This window comes from Bacillus sp. FSL R5-0447, assembly GCF_038606125.1.
Lineage (GTDB): Bacteria > Bacillota > Bacilli > Bacillales > Bacillaceae > Bacillus > Bacillus velezensis.
This window is the reverse complement of record NZ_CP152012.1, coordinates 252,625-270,774: the sequence shown is the minus strand read 5'-3', so window position 1 is coordinate 270,774 and position 18,150 is coordinate 252,625. Positions and strand designations below refer to the sequence as shown.

Annotated in this window: 18 protein-coding genes; 4 read left to right on the top strand and 14 right to left on the bottom strand. The window is 41.3% G+C overall.

What is annotated here, in order from left to right; all coding sequences use genetic code 11:
• Positions 1 to 11 precede the first annotated feature (11 nt).
• From NYE68_RS01615 to NYE68_RS01570, 10 genes are all read right to left on the bottom strand, one after another.
• Positions 12 to 707 carry a thioesterase domain-containing protein gene (locus NYE68_RS01615; RefSeq protein WP_053573791.1) on the bottom strand — a complete coding sequence of 232 codons (696 nt, stop codon included), beginning with the start codon at positions 705 to 707 and terminating at the stop codon, positions 12 to 14.
• Positions 708 to 779: 72 nt separating this feature from the next.
• Entirely contained in the window at positions 780 to 953 is a 174-nt protein-coding gene (locus tag NYE68_RS01610) for a hypothetical protein (RefSeq protein ID WP_223203784.1), read from the bottom strand.
• 55 nt (positions 954 to 1,008) lie between these two features.
• Complete coding sequence (locus tag NYE68_RS01605) at positions 1,009 to 2,175, bottom strand: ABC transporter permease (protein ID WP_033575109.1); 1,167 nt, start codon at positions 2,173 to 2,175, stop codon at positions 1,009 to 1,011.
• 2 nt (positions 2,176 to 2,177) lie between these two features.
• Complete coding sequence (locus tag NYE68_RS01600; RefSeq protein WP_053573793.1) at positions 2,178 to 3,386, bottom strand: ABC transporter permease; 1,209 nt, start codon at positions 3,384 to 3,386, stop codon at positions 2,178 to 2,180.
• Between the two features lie 15 nt (positions 3,387 to 3,401).
• A complete protein-coding gene (locus tag NYE68_RS01595) occupies positions 3,402 to 4,334 on the bottom strand; it encodes an ABC transporter ATP-binding protein (RefSeq protein WP_024084826.1) in 933 nt (310 codons plus the stop codon).
• Between the two features lie 217 nt (positions 4,335 to 4,551).
• Positions 4,552 to 5,205 carry a response regulator transcription factor gene (locus tag NYE68_RS01590; protein WP_033575107.1) on the bottom strand — a complete coding sequence of 218 codons (654 nt, stop codon included), beginning with the start codon at positions 5,203 to 5,205 and terminating at the stop codon, positions 4,552 to 4,554.
• Positions 5,206 to 5,228: 23 nt separating this feature from the next.
• Entirely contained in the window at positions 5,229 to 6,386 is a 1,158-nt protein-coding gene (locus NYE68_RS01585) for a sensor histidine kinase (protein ID WP_053573794.1), read from the bottom strand.
• Between the two features lie 55 nt (positions 6,387 to 6,441).
• Positions 6,442 to 7,146, bottom strand: a complete 705-nt coding sequence (locus NYE68_RS01580) for a YjjG family noncanonical pyrimidine nucleotidase (RefSeq protein ID WP_324636167.1) — start codon at positions 7,144 to 7,146, stop codon at positions 6,442 to 6,444.
• A gap of 92 nt (positions 7,147 to 7,238) precedes the next feature.
• Positions 7,239 to 8,624 carry an amino acid permease gene (locus NYE68_RS01575; RefSeq protein WP_113766581.1) on the bottom strand — a complete coding sequence of 462 codons (1,386 nt, stop codon included), beginning with the start codon at positions 8,622 to 8,624 and terminating at the stop codon, positions 7,239 to 7,241.
• Between the two features lie 426 nt (positions 8,625 to 9,050).
• The gene (locus tag NYE68_RS01570) at positions 9,051 to 9,482 is read right to left on the bottom strand and encodes a MarR family transcriptional regulator (protein WP_003156749.1); all 432 of its coding nucleotides are present in this window, start codon (positions 9,480 to 9,482) and stop codon (positions 9,051 to 9,053) included.
• A 196-nt stretch (positions 9,483 to 9,678) separates the two neighbouring features.
• On the opposite strand from NYE68_RS01570, the gene NYE68_RS01565 reads away from it, so the two are divergent.
• The 3 genes from NYE68_RS01565 (at position 9,679) to NYE68_RS01555 (ending at position 11,701) form a co-directional block, all read left to right on the top strand.
• The gene (locus NYE68_RS01565; RefSeq protein WP_003156751.1) at positions 9,679 to 10,083 is read left to right on the top strand and encodes a CidA/LrgA family holin-like protein; all 405 of its coding nucleotides are present in this window, start codon (positions 9,679 to 9,681) and stop codon (positions 10,081 to 10,083) included.
• Complete coding sequence (locus tag NYE68_RS01560) at positions 10,053 to 10,745, top strand: LrgB family protein (RefSeq protein WP_007408978.1); 693 nt, start codon at positions 10,053 to 10,055, stop codon at positions 10,743 to 10,745. Before NYE68_RS01565 ends, NYE68_RS01560 begins: the two co-directional genes overlap by 31 nt.
• Positions 10,746 to 10,855: 110 nt before the next feature.
• On the top strand, positions 10,856 to 11,701 hold the full coding sequence (locus NYE68_RS01555; protein WP_079891354.1) for an aldo/keto reductase: 846 nt from the start codon (positions 10,856 to 10,858) through the stop codon (positions 11,699 to 11,701).
• 53 nt (positions 11,702 to 11,754) lie between these two features.
• Here the strand turns inward: NYE68_RS01555 and NYE68_RS01550 are convergent, their stop codons facing one another.
• The gene (locus NYE68_RS01550; protein ID WP_254003518.1) at positions 11,755 to 12,921 is read right to left on the bottom strand and encodes a DUF4885 family protein; all 1,167 of its coding nucleotides are present in this window, start codon (positions 12,919 to 12,921) and stop codon (positions 11,755 to 11,757) included.
• Between the two features lie 134 nt (positions 12,922 to 13,055).
• Here NYE68_RS01550 and NYE68_RS01545 point away from each other — a divergent pair, with 134 nt between their 5' ends.
• Entirely contained in the window at positions 13,056 to 13,937 is an 882-nt protein-coding gene (locus NYE68_RS01545) for a hypothetical protein (protein ID WP_254003517.1), read from the top strand.
• Between the two features lie 102 nt (positions 13,938 to 14,039).
• Here NYE68_RS01545 and NYE68_RS01540 read toward each other — a convergent pair whose 3' ends face one another.
• The 3 genes from NYE68_RS01540 to glmS all read right to left on the bottom strand — a co-directional run bounded on the left by NYE68_RS01540 (position 14,040) and on the right by glmS (position 17,768).
• Positions 14,040 to 14,693 (bottom strand): ABC-2 transporter permease, encoded by a 654-nt coding sequence (locus NYE68_RS01540; RefSeq protein ID WP_031378865.1) that lies wholly within the window; start codon positions 14,691 to 14,693, stop codon positions 14,040 to 14,042.
• Positions 14,671 to 15,543: an ABC transporter ATP-binding protein gene (locus NYE68_RS01535; protein ID WP_254003799.1), complete on the bottom strand. Its 873-nt coding sequence runs from the start codon at positions 15,541 to 15,543 to the stop codon at positions 14,671 to 14,673. The genes NYE68_RS01540 and NYE68_RS01535 overlap by 23 nt, the downstream gene beginning before the upstream one ends.
• Before the next feature lie 422 nt (positions 15,544 to 15,965).
• On the bottom strand, positions 15,966 to 17,768 hold the full coding sequence (gene glmS / locus NYE68_RS01530) for a glutamine--fructose-6-phosphate transaminase (isomerizing) (protein WP_011996223.1): 1,803 nt from the start codon (positions 17,766 to 17,768) through the stop codon (positions 15,966 to 15,968).
• Between the last annotated feature and the right edge of the window lie 382 nt (positions 17,769 to 18,150).

The window sequence follows — 18,150 nt, the reverse complement described above, 5'->3', positions numbered from 1 at the left end:
TAATCAAAAATTCATCTCAAGGTTTTATTTATAATGTCAGTTATTTCATTCGAAAATTGATGAATAAAAAAATGATTTCCTTCAAACGTATAAAAATTGCATTTCCCTAAAGTATAATGTCCCCAATTACATATTAAATCTGAGCTTATCGTCTTGTCATTATTACCATGCAACACTGTTATATCACAGTCCATAACAGTCTTATTTTCAGAAATCACATCCTCTTCCAACATTTTGAAATCACTTCTTAAAATAGGAAGATATAATTGTTGTAATTCCTTGTTATGTAACAGTTCTTCCGAAGTCCCGCCCATATCCATGATTCTTTGCAAAAATAAATTATCCGGCAAAGCATGAATCATCCCCTCTGCTTTTTTCGTTTTAGGAATGCCGCAGCCGGAGAAAAATATGTGATTTGGCTTCTTCTGCTGCATTTCAGCAATTTTACTATATAACTTATAAACTAATCGGCCTCCCATACTGTGGCCGAATAAAGCATAATCACACTCCCTGATTTGATCCTTTATCAGATCATATATATCATTAACAGCCTCATCTATATGTTCATAAAAATCTTCGTTAATTCTTGTACCTCTTCCTTTTAACTCAATAGGATGTATTGTTAAAGAGTCACTCATTAACCTTCTCCATTTATAGTATATTGCACTTGATCCCCCTGCATACGGAAGACAAAATATTTTTTTCATAATTCACCTCAGAAATTTTGTAATAACCCGATAAAAAAACACCCTGAAAAGGATGTTTTTTACTATCTCATTTTATATATGAAATGCTCTTGAAACTCCGTTGATGATGAGGAAGATTCCTATTACTCTTAAAATGATCCTTGTTGTTCTGTTATCTTTTCCAAAAGCAACTTGCCCGATTTTACCGATAAATACATTCATGAGTACACCTATAATTAATTCAGCCATTCCAAATAGTTCTTCCATACCCAATTCCCTCACGTCCTTTTTGATCTGTTAATTTTATCAGATTATTGTTGATTTAATTTTTCTTTTTTTTAATCTCCCTGCTTATTAAGATGAAAGATACAATAATACTTAATAAGCCGACACTTGCAAAAATTACGATCGGAAGCCATTCAGTTCCTAAGGTACTCTTACTAAAGATAATGTTGTTTAAAGACTGTATTGCCCATGCTTCGGGTGTAAATTTAGAAATAACCTGCATATATTTTGGAGCAATTTCCAATGAGAAAAAGGAACCGCCTATCATCCCGCTTACTGCAATTATGATCGATGCGGCAGAAGTAAACTGCTTTTGGCTTCTCATAAATGGAACCATAATCATCGTAATGCAGGTCAATGCAAATAAATAAACAGCGAGCATAACAGCGATGGCAAAGATGTTATGACCTATGCTGATCTTGAGTAAATATTTTCCCGCAAGTATAATAACGATTATATGAATGATTCCGGAAATATAAGTAGCAGCCATTTTGGATAAAACATATTTTGTATAGTTTATAGGCGTACTTAGTAATCTGCTGAAAGTATTATTCTCTTTTTCATCAATAAGTGTTCTTAACCCTTGAATAACAACAAACCAAATAAACATTACAAGAAAACCAATTAATCTCACGGTCGCATTATCCTGAGTATGTTCACCCTGACTTAATGTTTTGTCATTCACTTCTATTCCTGAATTGTTTTTCAATTTCTTGAAAATGTTCTTTTCTATATCTTTTGAGTCCGTATGCAACTGTGCAGACATATATTGCGAATCTTTAACTACCTTTTTAAGAGTTCCCGCCTCATTTGTGACCAGCTGCTCTAACAATGTTCCGCTGCCGTTCTCGTAGTTTTGGATGATTTTCATTTTTATCTTGTGATTGTCCGTCAAATCCTTTCCAAAACCTTTTTCAATAACGACCCCAAAAGGAATATCCTGATCATCGACTTTTTTCTTTAATTCATTTTCCGTTAGCTTTATAACTTTAATATTTTTATGCTCTTTTATCATTTCAATGAGCTTTGCAGCATAGTTACTTTTATCAGCATTGGCTATATACAAGTTCTCTTTGCTATCCGTATCTTGAGAAAAAGAGAACAAAAATGTAAGGATTAACGGCACCGAAATCGTTGCAAAAATTGCTAATCTATTTCGGAGCATCAGTTTCAGCTGATGTTTAATCATGGCAATCAATTGCACTACTACGCCACCTTCTTCCGGTTGAATACCATAATATTAATAAAGACAAAGATGAGACCAATACCAATTAGCTCAAGCAAATCAATATACATGCCGCTAAGACCAATATTCTGTTTGACTTTTAAATAAGAGTTTATTGCCTTACCGTTCGGTATGATCTCTTGAACAACCCTCAAGCTATCAGGCAGTCCGTTCTTAGAAATAAAACTGCCTCCCAAAAAACTAAAAATATAAAGAACCGGAGAAGCCATACTGGACACCGCCACGTGGTCCTTAGCGGTAAAACCCCAAAACAATACAATGCTGCCTATAGCAAATGCGTATACTACCGTAATAACAAAAATATCAAACAAGTTGCCCCAGTTCATTCGGAATACGACCCAGCTTATCAGAATAACAGCAGTCATCTGCATTAAGATCGCAAAAATAATACCTGTCAACTTTCCAAGCACATACTGAATATTTAAAGTCGGTGTAGATTTAATTCTGAACAGCGTATTATTCTGCCGCTCATCAACAATGCTGTGAACAAGCACAAAAGCCGTCATAATGGAAAACATGACAACCATTGCAATTGAATAATACTGCATGGAATCGACAGGAACCGCATTTTTATTTGTCGCTGCTTTTGGGATATCAGCGGAGATCCCGTCATTATCGGCCAAATCGTTCATCATTTTTTCTATTTTTTCTTTTGGTACGCTGCCGCCGGAGCTGATATGTTTTATTACTTCTTGTTGCTCAGCGCTCATTGTTTTCACGCTTTTCGTAAAGCCCTCCAAAACAGCCTGAACAATATTTTTATCTATGGTCTTGTTATTATCTCCAATTAAATCGATATTTGTTTTCCCGTTGTTCATAACGGCTTTCGTAAAGTGTTCCGGTACATAGATAAAAGCTGCAGCCTTTCCTTCTTTAACTAATTTTTCACCGTCATTGTAGCTCTCAGCTTCTTTTAAATGAATGATATCTTTGAGATCGCCTTTCTTAAAAACTTTATCCTTTAAGATATCACCTAAAGAAACACTCTCCCCTGAATCTGCTGAGTAAAAAGCTACATCAAATGCTTCGATTTTTGAATCTGAATTACTGAACACACTGCCCAATATGAGGATTAGCAGTGATGGAAACAGCATCAGCTTTAAATAAAATGACTTATTTTTTGTTAACAGCTTAAAATCAAGAAAAAATAAGTTGAATAATTTTCTCAAGATAGCCTCCTCCTACTAATCTCTTAGGTTTTTCCCTGTAATTTGAAGGAAAATGCTTTCCAAATTTACTTCCTCGTACTTAAAGCTAGTGAGGTCGATCCCCAGATTTTTGATATCATCTACAATTTCAATGATGTTTCTTTCCTTCGTCGATACAAGCATTGAAATTTGTTTATGATCTACCGTCACTTTATCAATTCCTGTAATGCTGTTTATCCGGCTGAGTGCCTCTTCATCAGCACCCTTAAAAGTAACGGTTAAAGTGTCACAAGCATTTAAGTTTTCCTTGAGTTCTTCTTTCGTTCCTAAAGCAATAAGAGATCCATGATCAACAATTGCCACCTTCTCGCAAAGATACTCTACTTCTTCCATGTAGTGGCTGGTATAAATAACAGTCATTCCTTTTTCTTTATTCAGCCTTTTTACTGTTTCAAGAATATGATTTCTTGATTGCGGATCAATTCCTACTGTAGGCTCATCAAGAATTAATAATTTAGGATTATTCATTAACGCCACACCTATGTTGACCCGGCGTTTCATTCCCCCGGAAAACTCTGATACATTTTGATTTTTTTTATCTGTCAGTTCAATAATCTCCAGAACCTCATCAGTTCTTTCTTTTAGCTTTTTCCCTTTCAGCCCGTAAAGGCTTCCGAAGAAGTTCAAGTTATCTTTGGCGCTTAACGTTTCATATAAAGCTAAATCCTGTGGAACAACCCCCATTATTTTTTTTATCTCAATAGGTTTTTCCTTAAGTGATTTATTATCTACTTTAATTGTCCCGCTGGTAGGTGCAAGAACAGTGCTAATCATAGAAACCATTGTTGATTTGCCGGCACCGTTAGGACCCAATAGTCCGAATACTTCTCCATCTTCTACAGTCAGCGAAATATTATTAACTGCCGTAAAGTCATCATATTTTTTGGTAAGTTTTTTTAATTCGAGCATAATTAAAACACCCCTCGTGGTATTTCGGTTCTTTTATTTTAACCTGAATGGAATATTTTTAGAATTTACTATAGTACTCATTTACCTTATTACTTTAGTTAGGAATCTCATTGTTACTTTAGTCATATACGGAAGGTGTAAGTCCGGATATATTCAGAAGAAAATGGAGGAAAGGAATTTGATGAAATTCCTTTCTGATTGAAGGAAAAAAGTTGAATCACATATGCTTTTGTAAATATAAGCTAAGCTCCGTTCGATTGTTCATTTGAAGTTTTTCCAGTATTCTTGATACATAATTTTTGACTGTGCCTTCAGTAATAAAAAGTGCTTCGCTTATAGCTTTGTTGCTTTTCCCTTCCATAATCTGTTTAGCGACTTCTTTTTCTCTGGGAGTAAGCAATTGCACCAGCTGTTCCTTTTCATTATTTTCTTGAACAAGTTCTTTATTATGTTCTACCGAATTTAGAGCCTTTACAACTTTTAGCGTTACCTTAGGATTTAACAGAATATTGCCTTCACATGCTGTTTTGATGGAATCAATAATTTCTTGTGAATCAGAATCTTTCAGTATGTAACCATCAGCACCGCTTTTCAGTCCAGTAAAAATGTATTCACTATCATTAAAGGTTGTCAGGATAATCACTTTAATATCCGGATATCTCTCTTTAACTAGCTTTGTTGCTTCAATGCCGTCCATTATGGGCATTCTTATATCCATTAAAATGATTTCAGGCCTTATCTGTTTTAGCAAATCTAATAAATGTTCACCATTAGAAGCTTCGCCTACAATATTAATTTCCTCGTGCAGACTCAGAATCATTTTAAGCCCTTCCCTGACAATTTGCTGATCATCCACAATGATAATATCCATATCAATACCTCCTCACATTCGGATTAAAGATCTGCTATCTCGGGGATTACGGCTTCCACAGTAAATCCTGAATCTAGCCCTGAATGAAAATCAACCTCTCCTCCAAGTGCAGCAAATCTTTTCTCTATTCCTTTTATTCCATTTGACTTATTAATTTCAGAACATCCTGTTCCGTTATCAGTTATCGATATAGAGATTTTTTCAAAAGACTTACGTATTCTTATTGAAAAAAACGTAGCATTTCCATGTTTTATCCCGTTCGTTATAGACTCTTGTACTGTTTTATAGAGACAATTCTTGATATCAGGATCAGCTGACTCTACTTTATTGTCCATATCAAGCTCGAATTTTATTTCATTTGTTTGCTGAAAATTTTCAAAAATCTCATTGATCGATTTCAGAAGCCCTTTTTGAGGAGCAGGGTCATTGAGCAAAGCGACAGCTTCTCTCAGGTTAATAATACACTCCTTCGATAAATCATGTGACTTATTGATGACTTGTTTAGCCTCGCTGGGATTTTTACTGACTATTTTATCGGCGAATTCAAGATTCATTGTTAATGCGATCAAATAATGCCCTAGGGAATCATGAAGCTCTTGTGCAATTCTTGTCCGCTCTTTAGAAATAGTTAACTCTTGAATCTTTTGAGAATAATTCTTAAGTTTAGTGTTTACACTTTGTAATTCTTTATTTAATGTTTGTATTTTTGCTTTTTCGAGCAGTACGTTTCTAAACAGATAAATAATAGCCATGATCACTAAATAGGACATCAATATATCTTTCCCGCTGGTCCCTGCTGCTTTAAGAGCTGTAAAAAAAATAATAAAATGCAGGCTTACTACAGTCCAGGGCAGTTTACGAGTTGTTACAATAATCTCGATCAGTAAGAAAATATTATATATTTGAGAACCGAGACAGTTAATTTTAAACAATAAAATGCCTGATAAAAGGTTACTTACTAAAAAAGATGCATAATATCTAAAAGAATACTGACCGCTTAGGTATTTTAATCTGATATGATCGTTGACGACTAAAAAAATGGTGATTATCAGCAGGTAAGCGGATTCCGAAGCCGTGAAAGTTGGCGTTTTAAAAATAGAACTGATAATAGAATATAAGGAAAACCAAATAATGGTTTTTTCTATGAGCACTCTTGTACTAATTGAAGAAAGATTTTTCATAATAATCCTTCCTGAGACAACTTGATATAAATTATATTATACATATATTGAGAAATCATAAAGCGACAACCTCCACGTTCAGCACATCATACAGCTCATCAAGCGAATGAATCTCGTACGTCGGGATGATTCCGGACTCATTTGCTTTCTTTCCGGGATTAAACCAGCACGTATCCATTCCCGCCATCTGGCCGCCTTTTATGTCCGCGCTCAGTGAATCGCCGATAATAAGTCCGCCCTCGGCAGAAAAACCGGGAATTCTCGCAAACACGTAATCAAAGTATTCCTTCATCGGCTTTTGAAAACCCGTGTCCTCAGATACAAACACATCTTTAAAGAACGGATACAGACCGGAGTCGCCCAGCCGCTTATATTGTGATCTTGAGACGCCGTTCGTCACGATGTATAAATCAAATAAAGGACTCAGCCGTTCAATCAGCTCATAAGCTCCGTCTATCATCTGGTGCCCTTCTTCTAAGTATTGGCGGTACGCCTGATTCATCAGCACGCCGTCGGCTACGAGGCCGTATTCTTTAAACAAAAGGGCAAACCGTGTATTCACCACTTCATCGCGGGTCATTTCCCCCTCTTCAAACGCCTTCCACAGCCCTTGATTTAACGCTTTATAACGGGCTTCCACCTCTGCCGTCAGCTCCAGCTTTGAACCTTGAAACAATTTTTGAAGGGCATCGGTTTCTGAAGCGGTAAAATCCAGCAGCGTATTGTCTATATCAAATAATAACGTACGGTAATGACTCATCGATGTTTCCCCCGGTTCTGCTTTTTTTAACCAGTATACCACTCGCGGACAAGCCGAAAAAGACACCCCTGTAAGAGAGGTGTCTTTTTGAATTATACAGCGTCTTCTATTTTCGATTTTTCACCAGGCATGCGCTTGCCGATACCGAACGCATAATAGCTGACCGTCACAATCGCCAGGAAAATCACCCCGACAACCAAAGAAACCCGCGTATCTTTGTTAAACCACATGCCGATCAATACCATGAGTAAGAAAGCGATCGTCAAATAGTTTGTAAACGGCGCAAAAGGCATTTTAAATGGATGCTTATCAAGCTCAGCGCCCTTCGCTCTTCTGAAACCGAGATGGCTGATTAAAATGACGAACCACGGAATCATTCCCGGCAGCACACTCGCGCTGTACACATAGACAAAAATTTTCGGAGGCGCGATGTAGTTCAGCACGACACCGATCACAAGTCCGATTAATACCGCAAGCGTACCGAATATCGGCACACCGCTCGAAGAAACTTTCTTAAAGAATTTCGGGGCCTGTCCGTTCACGCCCAATGTATAAAGCATGCGTCCCGCACTGAATATCCCGCTGTTGCATCCGGACATCGCAGCGGTAATCACAACAAAGTTAATCAAACCGGCCGCCGCCGTAATCCCGACTTTCGCAAATGTCGAAACAAACGGACTGCCGAGTGAGTGAAGCTCATTCCACGGATATACGGTAACGATTACGAAAATCGCACCGATGTAGAAAATTAAAATCCGCCAAATAATACTCTGAATCGCGCTTCGCAGCGTTTTTTGCGGGTCCTTCGCTTCCCCTGCCGTAATCCCGATCAGTTCGACCCCTTGATAGGCCGCAACGACCAAAGACAAGGCAAAGAAAAATCCTGAAAAACCATTCGTAAAGAAACCGCCGTGCGACCATAAATTAGATAATCCGATTGCATGCCCTCCGTTACCGAAACCGAAGAAAATAATCCCGATTCCGGCCACAATCATCAGAATAATGGTGACGATTTTGATCATGGCAAACCAAAATTCAAACTCACCGAAAGATTTTACCGAAATTAAATTCGCCGCACCGAGAATGGCCATGGCGATAATGCCGGGAATCCATGCCGGCAGATCAGGAAACCAATATTTCATATACGAACCGACGGCGATAATTTCAGACATCCCGACGATCACCCATTGAAACCAGTTGCTCCACGCCGTCATATAGCCGGCTAACGGATGTATATACTTATGGCCGAATGTCGCAAACGACCCTGTACTCGGCTCTACATAGAGCATTTCGCCCATCGCACGCATGATAAAAAAGATAAAGATACCCGAGATCGCATAAGCCAGCAGGACAGACGGCCCGGTCCATCCGATCGTGCTGGATGACCCCATGAATAAACCGACACCGATCGTGCCGCCCAGCGCAATCATCTGTATATGACGCGCGCCTAAGCCTCTCTTTAATTCTTTGTTTGCCACTTCGCTTCCTCCTCTTAACAGCTCTGATATATGTGAAATAATGAAGCAGAAGGTGCACCTGTTGAACCTAACTCACTCTTCATTTCCCGCAATATTAGAAATATTCTATCTTTCTATTGTTATATAATCTCCAATTTCCTTATTCCATCATAATAAATTTTCATGAAAAATACAATTGTTTTTTTCAGGTAAACACCTTGCACCCTAAATCAACAAACCAAAAATAAAGCGCTTTCATTTTTATTGAATTATGAATATTGAGATAATAAATGCCGCAGCCTCCGAGAAACAGGATGTCCCCTGGAGAAACATGTTCCGCCCCCTATTCAATATTATTTTTGCTAAGCAGAATGGCGTAAAGCCTTACCCTCTTCCATTCTCCCTTGTATACGCCATAATCCTGCTTAACTCGGCAAAAATCATGCATTAATCGATAAATGCCTCATTCAGCCGCAGCAAAAGCCGGCCGAACATTTCTTTTTCATCGCCGGACCAATCGTCAAGCATACGATGATACCGCTCAAGACGCATCTTTTTATCAGCTTTTAACCTCTGTTTGCCAAGCTTCGTAATCGCAAACAGACTGACCCGCCCGTCAGAAGGATCGGAAAAACGCTGGATCAGCTCTTTCGACTCCAAGGCCGCGGCCTGGCGTGACAATGTGGAAATATCCAGCTTAAATGATTCGGCCAATTCCTTCACACGCGCCGGTCCGAATTCATCCAGCTGCCGTAATAACAAATACGCAGCCCTTTCCAGATGTCCGATTTTACGGTCGGAGTTATCAAGATAAACAGCTCTCCTGATAAAAGTGGTGAGCTCATATTCAATTAATTCAATCGGATCTTGTTTTGACAAACAGCCTCACTCCTCACAATTGACAACAGCAATATTAGTTGTATAATACAAACATATGCACATTTACTCAGAAAACATATAGAAAGATTTTGCATACATATATTTGTATAGTACAAATATATGCGCAAAAAGTAAAGAAACTTACCGAAGCATCAAGAAAGGGGGAAGCTGCTCTTCTCCAAAGAACAGCATTGTCGTGAAAGTCATACGCATCATACTGCAAATCATTATTTTATTCGCATTTTCCTTTATCGGGGGAGCCGTTCAGCAGTTCTTTCACCTGCCCATTCCAGGAAGTATCATCGGTTTGATCCTGCTGATCATATGTTTATCGGTTAAGATCATTCCCGTCAAAATGATTGAAGACGGAGCCGGATTTTTGCTGTCTTTTCTTCCGCTGTTATTCATTCCGGCCATGACGGGCGTCATCAATTACCCGTCACTGTTTTCCGCCAGCGGGGCTGCTCTGTTTCTGATCATCGTGCTGAGCACCATCGTCACAATGATCGCCGCAGGGTACGCCAGCCAGCTGTTAGAGCACAAAGCCAATCAGAGAAAGGAGAAAAAGAAGTGCAGCAAGCATGTATCGCAATCCTTATAATTTTGTTCACGGCCGCCGCCTATCTGGCTATGGTGAAATTATATGTGCGCTTTCCATATCCCTTTCTCATACCGGTTTTGACGACTACGATTTTCATTATTGCCGTGCTGCTTGTTTTTCATATTTCGTATAAAGACTATATGATCGGCGGACAATGGATCAATTCACTGCTCGGACCCGCCGTGGTGGCTTTGGCATACCCGCTTTATAAGCAGCGCCGGGTGTTAATCAAGTATATGTTTCCGATCATCGGCGGCGTGTTGGCCGGTTTATTCTCCGGAATGGTCAGCGGCCTGCTATTTGCAGAGCTGTTCGGCATCAGTCGGAGTTTGATTTTGTCAATTATCCCAAAATCAATTACGACGCCTGTCGCCATACAGATTGCGTCCGGTATCGGCGGTGTCCCTTCCATGACAGTCGTGTTCGTCATGATCGCAGGGTTTTCCGGCGTTATCTTAGGACCGCTGCTTCTCAAGTGGATCCGCATCCGCAGCTCACTCGGGAAAGGAATTGCATTCGGGAGCGCTTCCCATGCGCTCGGCACCTCAAAAGCAATGGAGTACGGAGAATTAACGGTCTCCATGAGCTCTGTTTCCATGACGCTCTGCGCCGTGTTAGGGTCGGTCTTCGGCCCCGTCGTAGCATGGATGTTTCAAATTTAAAGCTGACGGTTCTCCGTCAGCTTTTTTCATGTGCGGATCATCTCATTTTCTTCCATTATTATGTTTCATTTGTAAGAATAATGGTAAAGTAGAAAACAAGGAGGGATTTAATGATGACTGGAGCAATTCCGCAAAAGAAACTGCTGGATGGGACAAGCATTCCCGCGATCGGCTTCGGTACATACGCTCTTAATGGAAACAACGGCGTTCATGCCATTACCAGCGCCATTGATATCGGCTACCGTCTGATTGACACCGCTTATAACTATGAAAATGAAGGATCGGTCGGAGAAGCCATCAAGAGAAGCTCTGTTCCGAGAGAACAGCTATACGTGACGTCCAAGCTGCCCGGGCGCTACCATGACTATGACAAAGCTGTACAAACCATCCAAGAATCTTTATACCGCGCCGGTCTGGACTACTATGACCTGTATCTCGTCCATTGGCCGAACCCGAAACAAGACCGCTACACGGAAGCATGGAAGGCACTGATTGATGCGAAAAAATGGGGCCTGATCCGATCCATCGGCGTCTGCAATTTCCTGCCTGAGCATATCGAACGGCTCGAACGTGAAACCGGCGTAAAGCCCGGCATCAACCAAATTGAACTGCATCCCGCTTTTAATCAGCAGCAGCAGCGCCAATGGCACGAAGAACAGGGCATCGTGACAGAATCATGGAGTCCGTTATCCCGCGCCGGCGAAGTATTGAACGATCAAAAACTCGGACGGATTGCGGACAAATACGGCAAAACCATTTCTCAAGTCATTTTACGCTGGCATATCCAGCTGGGCGCCATCCCGATTCCAAAATCAGCATCGCCCGAGCGCCAGCTTGAAAACATCTCCGTTTTTGATTTCTCCCTTGATGAAAACGACATGAGCATCATCGACTCGCTTACCCGCCCCGACGGACGCATAAACGGCCAAGACCCGGCGGAGTATGAGGAGTTTTAAGTAAACGCATAAAGAAAAGCTGACGGCATCATTTGTCAGCTTTTTTCTCATTTTTATATACGCACACCCAGCTCCCGTTTCCATTCAGAAAGCCAATCTGTATCCCCAGATCCGTATTGCCTGCTTTGGCCGACATCACGCAGAGATCCGTTTTTATACTCAATGGACAGAACCAAATCAGGAATGGCGTCATAACCCGTTCTCGCAAGCTTCGTGAGCCCCTGTCCGTAATGGGCGGCCGCTTCTGCCGCCGTATGTCTCAACAAAGGATCTTGCTGCAGCGCTTCTTTATAGACGTCTAAAAGGTCGCGGCCGTCTTCTGTGACGTACTTTCCGTCCACGATCTGCAAGTCTTTCAGATGATAGCCGGTCACCTCGTACATTTCCCGAACGACTTGATATTTCTCATACGCTTCCGCCGTAAATTGCGAGGAATCATCACTCCGGCTGCGAATGATGTGCGCAAACAGCTCTTTGCTGTTTTCCCCGGAGTTTAAGACGGCTTCAATCTGCTGAGTGAGATCTTTATCGTCAGTCCCGCTCACTTTTAACAGATAATCAATCGGTGATATCGTAAATGTAAGATTCGCACCCTGCGGAATCTGAATATGATTCCGATGAAAAAGCATATCTATCTGCTGATTCACCTGCCCGCGCTGAAACACCTTTTCATTTTCGACTTGAATCTCTCCGTTGAGCGTTTCACCCCGAAACGCCGCATCACGGAAATCATAGCTTTGGGCTTTCCCCTTAAACAGCCATTCCGTTTCATTATGATAAGCGGCCTGACGCTCCGATTCTGATAAATCACTTCTGAAATAAGGTGAATCGGCACGCTGGTATTTGTCCTTAATATAATGCAAAGGATCTGGTTTTCGTTTATTAATTTCATTGATACGGCTGTATTTCTCATCAAGAATCTTGCTCGCAATATCACTCTCAGACTCATACGGATTATTAGCGTCTATTACCGTCTCTTTCCCATTATCCGTAATCGTTTTCTGATTTGCAGATTGATATAAACGGGACAGGCTGCTCCCTTTCTCAGTGACACCGCTCCTTGAATAATTCACCTGGCTCAGATCGCGGGTCCCGCCTGCCTGAATCAATAAGCTGTCCGGCCCTTTTGCCGCATCTTTCACATTTGTTTTGGAAGAATACCGCTGAAGCACTTGCTGAGCCATTACTTGATTTTTTATATAACGAGCGTTTAGGCGCATGTTTTTAACCTCCGCTTGAGATGATGTTCTAGTGTTTTTATCGGCTGTCTTCCAGTAGATTTTAACCTTAAATAACAAATGTTTACATAGCTAATGTTTTTATGTATGATGTAGTCAAAAAGGGGGATTTTTCCATGAAGAAGTGTATATTGATTCTATTTGTCAGTGCAATCGTATTATCAGGCGCATTGTTTGCATCTTCACCTTCAGCCTCTGCGTCTCAAAAGAACTCGTTACAAATAAGCGCCATTACAGGAAATCATTCATTTGAAACTGCCAATCCGGTAGGCTACTGGAAATATAAAAATATTGATACTGCCATATTGCCAAAAGGGGAAAAAGATTCGTATTTCACTTTCACGGCAAATAAGGGAGAAAGACTTTATGTCAGGAGTTCAACAAGAAGTGAATACAAGGGAATGGACATTGAAATTTATAATAAAAATAAAGTACTGATCAGTAAAGGCACAGAAGTGATAAATCCTGATACGGCGCTACCTTTTATCTATGCGAATACAGATGCGAAAGAAAATAACGAGACGTTCTACGTGAAAGTGTCCCGCGGCTCCTACACTGACGATATGTACTTTACACTCTCTATTTACGACCGAATCAAATCCGGCAGTGAGACCTTCTCATTCAGCGGTACAGCTGAAAATAAAGGGAACACAAGCCTCAGTCCGAATGGATCAGATTCAACTGTTCTTAGACTCGACTTAACCAAACAGACAAGCATTCCAAGAGACGCCACAGTGAAAAGAATCAACACCACCGCAACCCAAACACCAAGCCAAGGAAATACAAGCCACTACATCATGTCGGAAGAAAATAAAGTGTGGCACCGTGCACTTGCAAACAGCTCCACTCAAGGAAATTACGGTATCACACTGGATGATAACCTCTCAGTCTCAAGCATCTGGAATTTTAAATACAACACACTCGCAACAGCAAAATCGACTATGAAAAATGTGAAATTGAAGATTGATTATGAGTACGATGTGACAACGCAGTTTTAATTAGAAGAACAGCCGCCCATTGTGCGGGCGGCTGTCTGCTTGGAGTTAAAGTGAATTTATGAGCCCGTGCCATGTCTTATCCTGTTGTAATTTGATCAGTTGCTAAAATTCTTTTTTATGATATATAGCTGCGGCAATGAAAAATGAAATGATATATAAGATAACGCCGATCATGAGATATATAATCGGGACATATAAAGAAGGATTTATGTGCAAAAATGACAGCGGTACTTGTTCTGCTACATACCCAACGACACTTTGCAATCCAAACGTAGCAAAAAGTCCCCCCATTGCTCCTCCAATCACGATAGCATCGGATTTTTCCGGGCCTATCATGTAGAGAAGAGGATAAACGATTGCACCGGCAAAGAGAACGATGAACGTTCCAAAAGAGACAATATTAAATATGCCGTCAATTGGTTCATCAGAACCCAGGCTGTATACAAGGAAAATACCATAAGATATTACAGCTCCGATCACAACAATCAAAAGATAAAAGACATAGTGGCTTTGAACAATATTTGTTCTGCTGACCGGTAAAGTCAGGACATACCTGTCATAGCCAGACTTGCTCTCATACTTTATAACCTCAAGTGCGGGCATGACGACAAACAAAATAATCAGCATAGCAACAAAACGATGCATTGAAGCATCCCCAAAATAAAAAATGACTGCTGATACCAATATGGCCAACCCCGTGTATGCAAAGAAACTCCGATAAACCAGGTAATAGTTAGTCAGTAACAGACCTCTCAATGTTTTCACTCCTCGTTAAAAAGACGCTGATTTCTTCTATGGAAATGGTGTTGGCCGTTACGCCATTCGGCAATTTCTGTTGATCCGATACAAGCACACTCCAATAAGATCCACGATCCCTTTTTGCTAGAACGATATCTTCGTCAAGCTCAGCCAATCGGCCTTCATCAACGTCTATAACGGTATAGCTTTCAAGAACCTTATCTTTCTCTTCATTTAATAAAATTTCGCCATCTTTCATAATAACGATATGGCTGGCTATCTTCTCGACATCAGTCATAATGTGCGATGAAAGTAAAATACCGCCGTTGCTTTTGCTCACAAAGCTTTTTAATTCATTTAACAGATCATCTCTTGAAGAGGGATCAAGCCCTCCCGTTGCTTCATCCAGGAGTAATAATTTTGCATTATGCGACAAAGCAACAGCTACGGATAACTTCATTGACATGCCGCGCGAGAATGAATTCACTTTTTTGTCCATAGGCAAAGAGAAAGAATGAACCAACCGGTAAAAATGATCTTGGTCCCAAGCACCGAATAGTTTCTTAAATACATGATTCAGCTGCTTTATCGTAAGGTGCGCAGGAAGATTCATCGCATCAAATACGACCCCAATATTTTCTTTGAACTTTATATGTTTATCCAGATTCTCTTTACCAAAGATTTTCACTTTACCTCTATCCTGAGAGATTAATCCTAATATCGTTTTAAATGTTGTTGACTTGCCTGCGCCGTTATCACCGATAAAACCGACAATTGATCCGGCAGGCACATTGAATGTAACATCCTTTAAAACAGCTTTATGACCAAAAGATTTGCTGATGTTTCTGATTTCTAAAAGGTTTGACATCATTCCACTCCTATCAGTGTTGTCAGGACTTTTTTAAGGATTGAACCGGATTATTGCAAAAATGTTGTTATTTTCATATCTAGTCGAGGTATTCATAAAGAGGCAGGAGCCGACAAATACAAAAGGGATTTTAAAGTCTTTTTTAATCATAATGTGGATGTGTAATCGATTGATTACATTTATATAATGGATATTCATGATGAAAACTGCTGGAGATGATTACTTTCCGATGAGGCATGCACTAAACGATTTACTAATGATTACATTTATGGATGTTAACCGGAATGCATCTCGTATTATAAAGCAGGTGTTACTCCTTTTCAATATATAAAAGGGGATTTCTTTACAATCGCAAAGAGTATGTAATTCTCATTTCCGCATTAAAAAACCCCTCTGGCTAATAACCAAAGGGGTTAAATATATTATTCCACAGTCACACTCTTCGCAAGGTTGCGCGGTTTATCAACATCACAGCCGCGGTGCAGTGCAGCGTAGTAAGCGATCAGCTGCAATGGCACAACAGATACCAGCGGAGCAAGCGCAGGGTTGACTTCCGGCAGGATGAATCTGTCGTCTGCGTCTTCTAAGCCTTTCAGCGAGATGATGCAAGTGTTGGCGCCGCGGGCTGCGACTTCCTTCACGTTTCCGCGGATGCTCAGGTTGACGTGTTCTTGTGTCGCCAGCGCAAAGACCGGTGTTCCTTCTTCAATCAGAGCGATTGTTCCGTGCTTCAGCTCGCCGCCGGCGAAGCCTTCCGCCTGGATGTAAGAAATCTCTTTCAGCTTCAGGGCGCCTTCGACACACACGAAGTAGTCAAGGCCACGGCCGATGAAGAAAGCGTTTCTTGAAACAGTCAGGTACTCACGTGCGATCATTTCCATTTCGTCCTTCTGGTCGCAGAGGGCTTCCATGGCGTTTGCCGCAATACCTAATTCTTTGACTAAATCAAAACCGATATCAACACCGTTGCGTTCTGCTGCAACGGACGCAAGGATCGCAAGCACGGCAATCTGAGCCGTATACGCTTTTGTTGATGCAACCGCGATCTCAGGGCCTGCGTGCAGAAGCAATGTGTAATCCGCTTCACGGGAAAGCGTTGATCCCGGAACGTTTGTGATCGTCAGCGCTTTGTGACCCAGCGCTTTGACTTGAACAAGCACGGCGCGGCTGTCCGCTGTTTCTCCGCTTTGAGAAAGGAAGATAAAGAGCGGCTTCTTAGACAGAAGCGGCATGTTATAAGAGAATTCACTCGCTACATGCACTTCAACCGGTACGTTTGCCCACATTTCAATATATTGTTTCCCGACAAGACCGGCATGGTAGCTCGTTCCGCAAGCCACGATATAAATGCGGTCCGCTTCCGCCACGGCGTCAGCGACATCGCCGGCCACGGCCAGTCTGCCGTTTTCGTCCTGATACGTTTGGATGATTTTGCGCATAACAAGCGGCTGCTCATCCGTTTCTTTTAACATGTAGTGAGGGTATGTGCCTTTTTCGATATCACTGGCGTCAAGCTCAGCGATATAAGACGCACGTGTCATGACTTCACCGTCAAGGTTTTTAATCACGGCTTCGTCTTTTGTCACGATCACCATTTCTTTGTCCAAAAGCTCAACGTATTCATTCGTTACTTGGAGCATAGCCATCGCGTCAGATGCCACGACGTTAAACGTATCTCCAAGGCCGATTAACAGAGGGCTTTTGTTTTTTGCAACGTAAATGGTGTCTGTGTTTTCACCGTCAAATAATGCAATTGCGTAAGAGCCTTTTAACAGAGTCAGTGTTTTGCGGAACGCTTCTTCTGTGCTAAGTCCTCCCGCCACAAATTGCTCGATCATTTGAACGACTACTTCAGTGTCCGTGTCGCTTTTCAGTTCAACGTTTTCAAGATATTCGCGCTTCAGCTGAACATAGTTCTCGATCACACCGTTGTGAACAAGTGTAAAGCGGCCGAGTGCGCTTTGATGCGGATGAGCGTTCAGGAAGCTTGGTTCGCCGTGAGTCGCCCAGCGTGTATGGCCGATTCCCGCTTGAGATTCAACCGAGTGATCTACCACTTCACGAAGGTCGGCGATGCGGCCTTTTTCTTTGTACACATGCACGCCCTGCTCATTCGCCACAGCGATACCGGCAGAGTCATAACCGCGGTACTCAAGCTTCTCTAATCCTTTTAACAAAATCTCTTTCGCATCAAGCTGACCGATGTAACCTACAATTCCACACATATTTTCTTCCTCCTAAAGGTGCAAAAGGAGACGAAGAAAGTCAAATTACAAGGGGACTTTCAATCGTCCCCTCCCACATGTTTTTTTGGAAGATCATGTGATTTCTCTTTGTTCGGAGAGTCGCCCCTCCGGTTTGAAGAAATCCTTACGGCTGTGATCTAAATGAATCAGCCGGGAGGCATCCGCCGAAAATTCGATAACCTCCATCCTCGTCAACTAAGCCGTTTTTCGGGCGCTTAGTTCGGGCGCTGTAATTATAAAAGATGCAAACAATCCCGCCTTTCCTGCAAGTGAAAAACAAAGGCTGAACAAGCTTGATTTTACAGCATGTGCCAAGGACGGTCAATTATTTTTTGCCGCCCCGGCATCATGTTTACTATCA